A 12,746-nucleotide genomic window follows, 5' to 3' on the forward strand; every position below is an offset into this window, starting at 1 on the left:
CAGTCCGCCTCCCCGCATTCGAAAGTGTTGGCGCCCTAGTTCCTCTCCAGGCTGGTCAGCAGCCTGCGCAGCAGGTCGGCCAGGGCAGCGCGGTCCTCGTCGTTCAGCTCGGCGAGGATCCGGTGCTCGTTCGCCACGTGATCGGGCAGCGCGCGGTCGATCGCCGCGCGGCCTTCGTCCGTCAGTGACACGTGCACGACCCGCCCGTCCTTCTGGCTCGGCGTCCGCGCGACCAGACCACGGGCCACGAGCCGGTCCAGGCGTTGCGTCACCGCGCCGGAGGTGATCATCGACGAGCGCATCAGTTCGGCGGGGGTCAGCGGCCGGTCGTTGCGCCGCAGGGTCGCCAGCACGTCGAACGACGAGCGGTCCAGGTCGTGCTCGCCGAACGTCCGCTGCAGCTCCGTGTCGACCAGCCGGGCGAGCCGCGAGAGCCGCCCGATCACCCCCATCGGGGAGGCGTCGAGGTCCGGACGGACCGCCGCCCACTGCTCGAGCACCGAGTCCAGGTGGTCACCCATGCCGACACCTTAGCGGTGAGATAACTCCTTGCCATGTCTCTTAGCGATGAGATATTTTACCTTAGTGCTAAGCAACCGCCTTCTGGTCACCGCCATCGCGCCCGCGGTCTGGGGCACGACATACCTGGTCACCAGCGAATTCCTGCCTCCGGACCGCCCACTGCTCGCGGCGGTCGTCCGTGCCCTCCCGGCCGGACTCCTGCTCATCGCGTTCACCCGCAGGCTCCCGGCCGGCGACTGGTGGTGGCGCGCGCTCGTTCTCGGCACGCTCAACATCGGCGCGTTCCTGGCGCTGTTGTTCATTGCCGCCTACCGGTTGCCCGGCGGGGTGGCGGCCACGGTCGGCGCGGTCCAGCCGGTGCTCGTGGGGGCGCTCTCCGCGGGTCTGCTCGGCGAACGGCTGCGGACCCGCACGGTCGTGGCCGGTGCGGCCGGGATCGCGGGTGTCAGCCTGCTCGTACTGCGTGCCGACGCGCGGCTCGACGCACTCGGGGTCACGGCGGCGTTGGGTGGTGCGGTCGTCATGGCGCTCGGGGTCGTCCTCGCGAAGCGGTGGCGTTCGACGGCGCCGGTGCTCGCCACGACCGGCTGGCAGCTCACCGCGGGCGGGCTCGTGCTGGTGCCGCCGTTGCTGCTGTTCGAGGGCCTGCCGTCGACCGTGACCGGGACGAACATCGCCGGCTACGTCTACCTGTCGACCATCGGCGCGGCGGTCACGTACTCGTTGTGGTTCCTCGGCATCCGGGCCCTGTCGCCGGTGAAGGTCACCTTCCTGACCCTGCTCAGCCCGCTCGTCGCCACCGTCCTCGGCTGGGCGGTGCTCGGCCAGGGGCTCACGGCCCTGCAACTGGTCGGCGCGCTGCTCGTGCTGTCCGCCGTCCTCGCTCCCCAGCTCGTGAAGGAGAAGAAGCCATGCGCATCACCGTGTTCGGCGCCACTGGTGCCGTCGGTCGCGAAGTAGTCGCCGAGGCACGCGCCCGCGGCCACGAGGTCCGGCCTGCCAGCCGCTCGGCCGGCGTGGACGCGACCGATCCCGCGCACGTCGCCCGGCTCGCCGCCGGCCAGGACCTGGTGATCAGTGCGACCCGGCCGCAGCCGGGGCGGGAACCGGAACTCGTGGCCGTCGCCCGTGCGTTGTTCGCCGGACTGCGGGGCAGCGGGACGCGGCTCCTGGTCGTGGGCGGTGCCGCCACGTTGCGCACGCCCGGCGGGTTCCTCGTGCAGGACGCGCCGGACTTCCCGGCCGCGCTGGTGCCGATCGCGAACGCGTGCGCCGAGCAGCTCGCGGTGTGCCAGGAGCAGTCCGATGTGGACTGGGCCTACCTGAGCCCGCCCGCGCTGCTCGAGCCGGGACCACGCACGGGCCACTACCGGCTGGGCGCGGACGACCTCATCGCGGACGAGTCGGGCACGTCCCGCATCACGAACGCCGACCTGGCCGTGGCACTGCTCGACGAGGCCGAGCGGCCGAAGCACCACCGGACCCGCTTCACCGTTGGCTACTGATGGTCCCCGTCAGGTGCGGCTTCCCGTTCTTCGCGGAGCTTGCGGAGCGAACATCGGGCACAGTCGCGGAGCTTGCGGAGCGAACATCGGGCACAGTCGCGGAGCTCGCGGAGCGAACATCGGGCACAGTCGCGGAGCTCGCGGAGCGAACACCGGGCACAGTCGCGCCGAACAGGTCGAACGTCCAGCCGTCGCCGTCCTCGCGCGCGGTGAAGGCGACCTTCGCCGGTAGCAGCACGGGCAGCTTGAAGGCCACGTCGACGGTGTACGCGTCGGGCAGCCTGCCCTCGAACGCCGCGAGGCAGCGGGCCTTCGTCCACATGCCGTGCGCGATCGCACGCGGGAAACCGAACATCTTCGCGGTCAGCTTGTACAGGTGTATCGGGTTGCGGTCGCCGGACACGTCGCCGTAGCGGCGGCCGATGTCGTCGGGTACGCGCCAGATCGCGGTCGGGGCGGGAGGTTCGGTCCGCTCCGACCTCTCGGGCCGGCCCGTGCCACCGCCGCGGCGCAGGTAGGTGGACACGTCGGTCCACACGACCTCGCCGTCCACCAGCGCCTCGCCGACCACGTCGAACTGGCGGCCGCGCGGGTGGTCGCGGAGGTTCTCCAGGTGCACACGCAAGTCATACGACTCGCCGACGCGCAGCGGCCGGGTCTGCGTGATCCTGTTGGCCACGTGCACGGAGCCGACCAGCGGGAACGGGAAGTCGTCGCCCGCCATCAGCTTGATCTGCAACGGGAACGTGAGCAGGTGCGGGTAGGTCGACGGCAGCTCGTCGGAGAGGCGAAAGCCGCAGACCCGGTTGTAGGCGGCCAGGTGCGCGGGGTCGGTGCGCACGCCGGACAGCGTGTACACGGTGTCCGGCAGCTCACCGCCCTTGCGCCGGAAGCCGGTGAGCACGGCCTTCGGGTACAGGACGCGGAGGCTGGGCGGGGAGGACAGCTCGACCATCACGCCCCCAGGAGGCTCTGGCCGCACACCCGCACGACGTTGCCGTTGACCGCGGCCGACGCGGGACTCGCGTACCAGGCGATGGTCTCGGCGACGTCCACCGGCAGCCCGCCCTGCTGCAGGCTGCTCATGCGACGGCCCGCCTCGCGGATGAACAGCGGGACGGCCGCGGTCATCTTGGTCTCGATGAACCCGGGCGCGACCGCGTTGATCGTGGCCCCGCGCTCGGCGAGGACCGGCGCGTACGCGTCGACCATGCCGATCACGCCCGCCTTGCTGGTGCCGTAGTTGGTCTGCCCGTTGTTGCCCGCGATGCCCGCGATCGAGGAGACGCCGATGATGCGACCGTTCGGCCTGAGGACGTCCTCGGCGAGCAGCGCGTCGTTGGCGGCGAGCTGGCTGGAGAGGTTGACCGCGAGGACGGCGTCCCAGGCGGTGTCGGACATGTTGGCGAGTCGCTTGTCCCGCGTGATGCCCGCGTTGTGCACGACGATGTCGACGCCGCCGTGCCGTTCGCGCAGGTACTGGACGAGCTGCGCGGGTGCCGTGTCGGCGGTGATGTCGAGCTGGAGCGCGGCGCCCTTGATCCTGTTGGCGACGTCGGACAGCTCTGCGCCCTGCGGGGGGATGTCGAGCGCGACGACGTGCGCACCGTCGCGGGCCAGCACCTCGGCGATGGACGCGCCGATCCCGCGCGACGCCCCCGTGACGAGGGCGACCTTGCCTGCGAGCGGCCGGTCCCAGTCGTCGGGCACCACGGTTTCGCCGCCGTGGGTGCCGATACGGATGACCTGCGCGTCGACGAACGCCGACTTGGCGGAGAGGATGAACCTCAGTGTCGACTCAGCCGCGGCCTCGTGCCCGGGCGCGACGTAGACGAGCTGGACGGTGGCGCCCTTGCGCAGTTCCTTGCCTACCGAACGGGTGAACCCTTCGAGCGCCCGCTGTGCCACGGCGTCCCGGCCGCTGCCCGACGGCGGCGTGCCGAGCACGACGAGCCGGGCGCAGGTGCCGATCCTGCGCATGAGCGGGTGGAAGAAGTCGTACAGCTCGCGCAGCCTGGCTGGGTCGTCGATGTCGGTGGCGTCGAAGACCAGCGCGGCGTAGCGGTCGGCTGTGTCGTCGTCGCGGGCGACCTCCTCGGCACCGATGGCCGTGAGCACCGCGTGGACGGTGTCGGCGAGCCTGCCTTTGCCGCCGACGAGCGCGGGCCCGTCGAGCGCCGGCGCGCCGGGCTCGTGGCGCCGCAGCGGCGTCGGATCGGGCAGTCCGAGGCGGCGGACGAGCTGCCGACCGAGGCCGGACCGGGCAAACTGCTGGTAGCGGTCGGACATGATGCTCCGCTTCTGACGTGTTCGGGGCCTCACTCGACGTCAAGCCTACTCGCGAGTAGGTTAGGAGTGCCAGCCGGGACAAGTTCGCAGGGGTGTGACAAGACATGACGCGCAAGGTGGCGATCGTCGGTGGCAACCGGATCCCGTTCGCCCGGTCGAACAAGCACTACGCGACGGCGTCGAACCAGGACATGTTCACCGCGGCGCTCGATGGCCTGGTGAGCCGTTTCGGTCTGCAGGACGAGCGACTGGGCGAGGTGGCGGCGGGTGCGGTGCTGAAGCACAGCCGTGACTTCAACCTGGCCCGCGAAAGCGTGCTGGGCTCGAGGTTGTCCCCGGAGACCCCGGCGAACGACGTGCAGCAGGCGTGTGGCACCGGACTGCAGGCGGTCATCCAGGTGGCGAACAAGATCGCACTGGGCCAGATCGAGTCCGGCGTGGCAGGCGGCGTGGACACGACGAGCGACGCGCCCCTCGGCGTGAACGAGGACCTGCGCCAGGTCTTCCTGGAACTGAACCGGGCAAGGTCGGTGGGCGCCCGCCTGAAGGCGCTGGCGAGGATCCGTCCGACGCAGATAGTCCCGGACATCCCGAGAAACGCGGAACCCCGCACGGGCCTGTCGATGGGCGAACACGCCGCCATCACGGCGAAGGAGTGGGGCATCACGCGCGAGGCACAGGACGAACTGGCGGCGGCGTCCCACCAGAAGCTGGCGGCGGCGTACGAACGCGGTTTCTTCGGCGACCTGCTGACCCCGTTCCAGGGCCTGACCCGGGACGCGAACCTCCGCCCGGACTCGACAGCGGACAAGCTGGCGACACTGAAGCCGGCCTTCGGCGGCCCCGAGGGCACGATGACCGCGGGCAACTCGACCCCGCTGACCGACGGCGCGTCGACGGTGTTGCTGGCGTCAGAGGAGTGGGCGAGGGAGCGAAGCCTGCCAGTCCTGGCGTACCTGACCCACTCGGAAACCGCGGCGGTCGACTACGTACACGGTCACGAGGGCCTGCTGATGGCCCCGGCGTACGCGGTACCGAGGATGCTGGCCCGCGCGGGTCTCTCGTTGCAGGACTTCGACTTCTACGAGATCCACGAAGCGTTCGCCTCACAGGTCCTGGCGACACTGGCCGCGTGGGAAGACCCGGACTTCGCGAAAACCCGCCTGAGCCTGGACAACCCCCCAGGCGCCATCGACCGGTCAAAGCTGAACGTGAACGGCTCGTCCCTGGCAGCAGGCCACCCGTTCGCCGCGACAGGCGGCCGCATAGTGGCAACGCTGGCCAAACTCCTCCAGGAAAACGGCAAAGGCCGAGGCCTGATCTCCATCTGCGCAGCAGGAGGCCAAGGCACAACAGCAATCCTGGAAGCGGCGTAGCCCAGCCACCAGGAAAGTCTCCGTCGAACCCCACCGACTTGGACGGAACGCCAGCCCCCTGAGCGCAGCGAAGCGGGAACCCCACAACCGGACGAACGCGCGAACGCTGGGTCAGAAGCACCCGCACCATGGGGGGTATGAGGGCTCGGCCCCCCACCATGACAACGAAGGTGCGCAAGCACCGAGCAGGAACCCCCCGAACGCGCGAACGCTGGGTCAGAAGCAACGGCACCGTGGGGGGTTTGGGGGGCTCGGCCCCCCCAGCATGATGACGAAGGGGCGGGCGCGAAGGTGCGCAAGCACCGAGCACCCATATGGAAACCCCGTAGTGCTGCCAGGTCGGGGGTCCGCCAGCACTACGGGGTCAACCGGAACATCGTGGGGCGAGCCACGGGTGTTACACGGCTTCGAGAAAAGTTTTTGGTTAGCGGATCATGGTGGCCTGACGCTGGGCCATGATCAGGATCTCGTCACGCATGGCCGGGGTGGCGGCGGTGGCGATCGCGTGGTTCACCGCCCGGCGGTTGCGGGACTCGACGCGGCGGGCGCGGAGCTTGGCGGCGATGTTCATCTTGGTTCTGCACTCCCTCTTCGTGCTCTGCTGGTTTCTCCAGCCACTGACCATTATGCCTCTTCCAACACATCAAGTCACCCGTTTATTCGGTGAAGCGGGGCACACTCCGGTGAATCATCGGTAGCTGGTCATCTGCGCAGGACGTGGGACGATCCTACGATCGTGGCGCATGCAGGCTTATACCGCTCTATAGGAACAGAGCTAGAGAGCTGGATACTGCTTGAGTCAGTCGTCCATGTTCAGCAGGTACCGGCCGAAGTGCGGCACCGTGAACGCGATCCGTCCGCGCTCCGCGGAGAAGATCAGGCCCTTCTTGATGAGGCTGTCCCGCGCCGGCGACAGTGACGACGGCTTCCTGCCCAGCTGACCGGCGATGTCCGCGGTCGCGGCGCCCTCGTCGGTCTTGCCCTTCGTCAGCTCCGCCATCGCGCGGAGGTACTCGCGTTCGGCCGGGGTCGCGCGTTCGTAGCGGGAGCCGAAGAAGCCCACCGCCAGTTCGGCTTCCGCTTCCGGGGCCGCGACACCGACGTCTTCCGCCGTGATCGGGTCGCTCGGCGCCGCGTCCCAGGCCGCTTTGCCGTACGCCTGAATGAAGTACGGGTAGCCGCCCGCCGCGTCGAACAACGCGTCCAGGGCCTCGTCGGTGATGGTCGCGTCCTCGCGGGACACCGGGGCCACCACCGCCTGGTCGGCATCCGCGCGGTCCAGGCGGTCGATCCGCACGTAGCGGAAGAGGCGTTCCGAGTACGACTTCGACGCCGACAGCACCGCGGGCAGGTGCGGCAGACCCGCTCCCACCACCACGAACGGGGCGCCGGACTGCGACAGCTCGTGGCAGGCCGCGCACAACGCGGAGATGTCGTCGGCCATGACGTCCTGCATCTCGTCGATCAGCAGCGCGACCCCCGTGCCGACGTCCTGCGCCAGCTCCGCGACATCCGTGAACAGCTCAACGAGGTCGATCTCGATGTCACCGGAGTCGGCACGACCCTGTGTGGGCGGCACGTCGATGCCCGGCTGCCACCGGTCGCGGAGCTTCGAGTCGCTGGGGCTCGCGCGCAGGGCGAACGCCTTCAGCACACCCAGCACCTGCTCGACGCGGTCCGGCGCACGATGCCGCACGGCCAGGTCGCGGACGGCCCGGTGCAGCGCGGCCGACAGGGGACGGCGGAGACCGGCGTCCGGACGGGCCTCGATCTTGCCGGCACCCCAGCCGCGGCGGATGGCCATCGAGCGGAGTTCGCCCAGCAACACGGTCTTGCCGACGCCGCGCAGGCCGGTGAGCACCAGGCTGCGTTCCGGTCGGCCGCGCGCGACCCGTTCCAGCACGACGTCGAACGCCGCGACTTCCTTCTCGCGGCCCGCCAGTTCCGGGGGTCGCTGTCCGGCTCCAGGAGCGAACGGGTTGCGCACCGGGTCCACGCATCAGACGGTATCCGGCTTTCTAGCAAGTTCCCGATATTGAGGCAGAAAGCGCTACGGCGTGTCGTGGGACACACGCTGAACGACCCGAGGACAGAGCCGGACAGGATCCTCACACCGGGTTGTGCCCTCTTGATCTACCCACCACAGTGCGAACCATGGGTGTTGTCTCCGTGGAGTCGACCGAACTGTTCGTCGGGTCGGTCGAGGCTCCGCTTCAGGTTGTCCGGGTGTCGTGGGAGGCGGTCGGGGCCGCTCGGGTGCACGTCGAGGGCGAGAGAGTCGCCACGCCGTCGCCTGTCGAGGTCTCCGCCGCCGGGCACGTCGGGGTGGAGGTCGCGGTCGACACCCGCGGCGCCGCGCCGGGGACGCGGCTGCCCGCACGCGTCGTCATCGACGGTCTCGGCGAGACCGCGTTCGAACTGGTCGTCGCCGAACCGGGCTGGACCATGCACATGGTCTCCCACTTCCACTACGACCCCGTCTGGTGGAACACGCAGGCCGCGTACACGACCGCGTGGGACGAGCTGGACTTCCCCGGCTCACACCGTGGCGCGCGACAGCTCGCCGGGTTCGACCTGGTCAGGGCACACCTGGACCTGGCGCTCGCCGAGCCGGACTACCGGTTCGTGCTCGCCGAGGTCGACTACCTCAAGCCGTACTGGGACACCTACCCCCAGGACCGCGAGGTGCTGCGGCGGCTGCTCGCCGAGGGCCGGGTCGAGGTCATGGGCGGTGCGTACAACGAGCCGAACACCAACCTGACCGACCCCGAGACGACCATCCGGAACTTCGTGCACGGCATGGGTTTCCAGCGGGACGTGTTCGGCGGCCGCCCCGACACCGCGTGGCAGCTCGACGCGTTCGGGCACGACCCGGCGTTCCCCGGGTTCGCCGCCGACGCCGGGCTCACCACGAGCTCGTGGGCGCGCGGGCCGTTCCACCAGTGGGGCCCGATGGAGAAGACGCCGTCGGGCAAGGGCGACCCGACGCGCATGCAGTTCCCGAGCGAGTTCGAGTGGATCTCGCCGTCGGGCAAGGGGTTGCTGACCGCCTACATGACCGACCACTACGGCTCCGGCTGGTCCCTGGACTCCGCGCCGACGCTCGAGGTCGCAGGCGAGGCCGCCTACCAGGAGTTCCTGGAACTGAAGAAGGTGACGACCGCGAAGCACGTGCTGCTGCCGGTCGGCGGGGACTACACGCCACCGAACAAGTGGATCACCGACCTGCACAAGGACTGGGCGAACCGGTACGTGTGGCCGCGGTTCGTGTGCTCGCTGCCGAGGGACTTCTTCGCCGCCGTCCGCGCGGAGCTGGCCGCGCGGGACGAGGAGCCGACGCCGCAGACCCGGGACATGAACCCGATCTACACGGGCAAGGACGTCTCCTACATCGACACGAAGCAGGCGCAGCGCGCCGCCGAGGCCGCTCTGCTGGAGGCGGAGCCGTTCGCCGCGTTCGCCACGATCCTCGCCGGCTCGGACTACCCGGACGCGGCTCTCGCGAAGGCGTGGGTGCAGCTCGCGTACGGCGCGCACCACGACGCCATCACCGGTTCCGAGTCCGACCAGGTGTACCTGGACCTGCTCACGAGCTGGCGCGACGCGCACGACCTCGCGACCGGTGTCCGCGACAGCGCGCTGACGGTCCTGTCGGGACTGGTCTCGTTGCCGGACGGCACCGGAAAGCCCGTGGTGGTCTGGAATCCGCTCAACCACGAGCGCACGGACACGGTCACGGTGAGGCTCATCGAGCCCGTGACCGGTGCGACCGTCACCGACGACGCCGGCGCCGAACTGCCCGTGCTGGTGGAGAACGGCACGGTCACGTTCCTCGCCGAGGGTGTGCCCCCGTTGGGGTGGAAGGTGTTCCGGCTCGCCGAGTCCGCGCGGGACGACCAGGGCTGGACCGCGGTCGACGGAGAAACGGCGGCCAGTGACCGGTTCCGGGTGACCGTCGACGCCGATCAGGGTGGCTGCGTGCGCAGTCTTGTCGAGCTGCACAGTGCGCACGAGCTGCTCACGTCCGGCGCGGTCGGCAACGAACTGGCGCTGTACGAGGAGTACCACGACCATCCGACGTTCGGGGAGGGGCCGTGGCACCTGCTGCCGAAGGGCCCGGTCAGGACTTCCTCGGAGCACCAGGCAGAGGTGACCGTCGAGCGCAGTCCCGTTGGCGAGCGGATCATCGTGGAGGGCCAGGTCGGGACCGTCCGCTACACGCAGACGATCGCGCTGTGGCACGGCGTTGACCGGGTCGACTGCACCACGACCGTCGACGAGTTCAGCGGCCAGGACCAGCTCCTGCGCGTGCGCTGGCCGTGCGCGGTGCCGGGGGCCCTGCCGGTCAGCGAGGTGGGGAACGCCGTGGTGGGACGGGGTTTCGGGCTCATCGACGTCGACTCGGCGCGGCACCCGTGGACCCTCGACAACCCGGCGCACACGTGGTTCGGCCTGTCCGCCGCCGCGTCGCTGCGGCTGGCGGACGGTGCGCTGCGGCCGATCGGCGTCGCCGAGATCATCGTGCCGACCGAGGCGGAGGCGGCTCCGCTGGCCCGCGAACTGGCCGTCGCGCTCGCGCGGTCGGGGGTCACGTCGACCGTCAGCAGCGCGGCCGGTGCGCGGTACGGCGACCTCGGCGTCGACTCGAACCTGCCGGACGTGCGGATCACGCTGGGTGGGCCGGAGGTCAACGCGTTCACCGCGGAAGTGGTGGAACGGTCCGGTGTGAGCGGCGACGGGGTGTACTGGGTGCCGCCGGAGAAGCCGCTTCCCGAGGTGTGGCGGCCGAGCGCGGACCTGCGGGACGCGCGGACGCTCGGTGTGCTGGTGGTGCCGACCGCGCACATCCAGTCCATTGTGGACGATCTGGCGGACCACGTGATCGAGGTCGGTGCCGGGTCGCCGGGCCAGGACGAGTACGCGGGCCGGTCGGTCGCGCTGCTCAACCGCGGCCTGCCGGGGTTCGCCGTCGACTCGGCGGGCACGCTGCACGCGTCGCTGCTGCGGTCGTGCACCGGCTGGCCGTCGGGGGTGTGGATCGACCCGCCGCGACGCACGGTGCCGGACGGGTCGAACTTCCAGCTGCAGCACTGGACCCACGAGTTCCGGTACGCGGTCGCGGCCGGCGACGGGGACTGGCGCGGGGCGGGGATCGCCGAGAACAGCGCGGAGTTCAGCCGCCCGCTGCACGCGGTGATCACGGTGGACGGCGGCACACGTGGCCTTCCGGCGCGGGGATCGCTGCTGCGGGCCGACCCTGCCGACCGGGTGCGGCTGGCCGCGGTGAAGGCGGCGGGCAACCCGCTGACCCGCGGTTCCGCCGCGCAGGCCGATCCACGGGAGTGTCTCGCGGTGCGGGTCGTCGCGCCCACCGGTGCGCCCGCGGCGGCGACGCTCGAGTCGGACGTGGTCGTGCTGTCGGACCTCACCGCGGCGAACCTGCTCGAAGAACCCGGCGCACCGGTGTCCGGCCCGATCGAGGTGGCCGGGTGCGACGCGGTCACCGTGCTCGCCAGGCCGTCCGCCGGGTGGTCCACTGTGGACGGAGCGGTGCTCGGGCCGGAGGCGGAGCCCGTGCAACCGCTGTACGCCAAGTACTGGCTGCACAACCGCGGTCCGGCGCCGCTGGGCGGGCTGCCGCTGGCCGTGCACGTCGACCCGACTCGGGCCGAGGCGGGCGAACCGCTGACGGTGACGGTCGCGTCCGACGCCACCGACGTCGACCTGCACGGCTACGTGCGGCTCGGGCTGCCCGGCGGGTGGACCGCCGAGCCCGCCGAGCTGCCCTTCGGGTTGCCGCCGGGCGGGCACCTGACCAGCGAGGTCACCGTGACCGCGCCCGAGGGCGCCGAGCCGGGCCGCTACCCGGTGCGGGTGCGCGTCGAACCGACCGGGGACGCGTTGCCCGTGAGCTGGCGGCAGGTGGTGGAGGACGTCGCCGTGGTGACCGTCGGCGCCTCGATCGAGCAGGACAAGCTGATCCGCCTGTCGGCCGAGCCGGAGCCGGTGCGGCTGGCGCGCGGGGCGCGCGGGCGGCTCGCCGTGCGGGTGGCGTCGACGGCGAACGCGCCGGTGACGCTGGAGGCCGCGCTCGTGAGCCCGTGGGGGACCTGGGAGTTCACCGGACCGCGGCTCGTCGGCGCCGAACTGCCCGCGAAGGGCGAGGTGGAGCTGGGGTTCGACGTGGTCGTGCCGCCGTGGGCCGCACCGGGCCGGTGGTGGGCGCTGGTCCGCGTGGCGGGCGCGGGCCGGTTGCTGTACTCGCCGACGGTGCCGCTGGAGGTGACCGCGTGACGGCCGTGGCGTGGGTCGCAGGTGACCCCGTCGACGTGTCCGAAGTAGACCTGCTGGAGGCAGGGCTGCGATCGGGGCCGGTCGGGCCGACGCTGCCGAGGGAACAGACGCGGGAAGGGCGGCAGCTGCGGCGCTGGCTCGTGCAGGTGCTGGTGGCCGAGCGGCTGGTGGCGGTCGAGGCCGCGGCGCGCGGGCTCGACGCGTCGGACGCGCCCGGCCTGTTCGACCTCGCGCCGGACCGGGCCGCGATGCTCGGGCTCGGCAGCGTGGCGGCGGACCTGCTGACGCGGAGTCCGTTGGCGCGCGCGGTGTTCGTGGCGGTGACCGCGCGGGTGACGGTCCCGCCGGACGTGGTGGCGGAGTTCTACGAGCGGAACCCTGAGCGGTTCCGGGTGCCGGAGGAGCGGGTCGTGACGCACACGGTCGGCGGCGGGGCGCCGCGGCGGCGGGTCCTGCGGCGCGGTCAGCTGGCCGGGCCGGTCGAGGCGGCGGTGTTCGCGGCCACCGCCGGGGAGACGGCCGGGCCGGTGCGGGACCCGCTCGGCACGCACACGGTGGTGGTCGAGGAGGTGCGGCCCGCGCGGGTGCGGCCGCTCGCCGAGGTGCGGGACGAGATCACCGCGCACCTGGTGGCGGGTGCGCGGCGGCGGGCGTTCACGGCCTGGCTCGACCGGCACGCGGCGGCGGAGGTGGCGCTCGCGCCCGGGTTCGAGCATCCCGGCGACCCCGGTCAGCCCGACAACACCCACAGGCACTGACG

General features: G+C 71.3%; 9 protein-coding genes and 1 pseudogene. 5 read left to right on the forward strand and 5 right to left on the reverse strand.

Annotated elements, in window-relative coordinates:
• Positions 1–35: 35 nt before the first annotated feature.
• Positions 36–521 (reverse strand): MarR family winged helix-turn-helix transcriptional regulator, encoded by a 486-nt coding sequence (locus FHR82_RS13925; RefSeq protein ID WP_184810809.1) that lies wholly within the window; start codon positions 519–521, stop codon positions 36–38.
• Positions 522–585: 64 nt separating this feature from the next.
• On the opposite strand from FHR82_RS13925, the gene FHR82_RS13930 reads away from it, so the two are divergent.
• On the forward strand, positions 586–1,482 hold the full coding sequence (locus FHR82_RS13930) for an EamA family transporter (protein WP_184810810.1): 897 nt from the start codon (positions 586–588) through the stop codon (positions 1,480–1,482).
• The gene (locus tag FHR82_RS13935) at positions 1,434–2,027 is read left to right on the forward strand and encodes an NAD(P)-dependent oxidoreductase (protein WP_184810811.1); all 594 of its coding nucleotides are present in this window, start codon (positions 1,434–1,436) and stop codon (positions 2,025–2,027) included. Before FHR82_RS13930 ends, FHR82_RS13935 begins: the two co-directional genes overlap by 49 nt.
• Before the next feature lie 130 nt (positions 2,028–2,157).
• Here the strand turns inward: FHR82_RS13935 and FHR82_RS13940 are convergent.
• Both FHR82_RS13940 and FHR82_RS13945 read right to left on the reverse strand, forming a co-directional pair.
• Positions 2,158–2,982 (reverse strand): annotated as a pseudogene (locus FHR82_RS13940) (MaoC/PaaZ C-terminal domain-containing protein); the annotation flags it as partial.
• Positions 2,982–4,316: a 3-oxoacyl-ACP reductase gene (locus tag FHR82_RS13945; protein ID WP_184810812.1), complete on the reverse strand. Its 1,335-nt coding sequence runs from the start codon at positions 4,314–4,316 to the stop codon at positions 2,982–2,984. The pseudogene FHR82_RS13940 and the gene FHR82_RS13945, both read right to left, overlap by 1 nt.
• Before the next feature lie 104 nt (positions 4,317–4,420).
• Between FHR82_RS13945 and FHR82_RS13950 the strand changes: the two genes are divergently transcribed.
• On the forward strand, positions 4,421–5,692 hold the full coding sequence (locus FHR82_RS13950) for an acetyl-CoA C-acetyltransferase (protein WP_184810813.1): 1,272 nt from the start codon (positions 4,421–4,423) through the stop codon (positions 5,690–5,692).
• A gap of 424 nt (positions 5,693–6,116) precedes the next feature.
• On the opposite strand, the gene FHR82_RS13955 is transcribed toward FHR82_RS13950, so the two are convergent.
• Positions 6,117–6,263 (reverse strand): hypothetical protein, encoded by a 147-nt coding sequence (locus FHR82_RS13955; RefSeq protein WP_184810814.1) that lies wholly within the window; start codon positions 6,261–6,263, stop codon positions 6,117–6,119.
• 228 nt (positions 6,264–6,491) lie between these two features.
• Positions 6,492–7,688 (reverse strand): ATP-binding protein, encoded by a 1,197-nt coding sequence (locus FHR82_RS13960; protein WP_184810815.1) that lies wholly within the window; start codon positions 7,686–7,688, stop codon positions 6,492–6,494.
• A gap of 158 nt (positions 7,689–7,846) precedes the next feature.
• On the opposite strand from FHR82_RS13960, the gene FHR82_RS13965 reads away from it, so the two are divergent.
• On the forward strand, positions 7,847–11,986 hold the full coding sequence (locus FHR82_RS13965) for a glycoside hydrolase family 38 N-terminal domain-containing protein (protein WP_184810816.1): 4,140 nt from the start codon (positions 7,847–7,849) through the stop codon (positions 11,984–11,986).
• Positions 11,983–12,744 (forward strand): peptidylprolyl isomerase, encoded by a 762-nt coding sequence (locus FHR82_RS13970; protein ID WP_221463781.1) that lies wholly within the window; start codon positions 11,983–11,985, stop codon positions 12,742–12,744. The genes FHR82_RS13965 and FHR82_RS13970 overlap by 4 nt, the downstream gene beginning before the upstream one ends.
• Positions 12,745–12,746 lie beyond the last annotated feature (2 nt).

Origin of the sequence: Actinophytocola algeriensis (assembly GCF_014203735.1) — a bacterium.
GTDB lineage: Bacteria > Actinomycetota > Actinomycetes > Mycobacteriales > Pseudonocardiaceae > Actinophytocola > Actinophytocola algeriensis.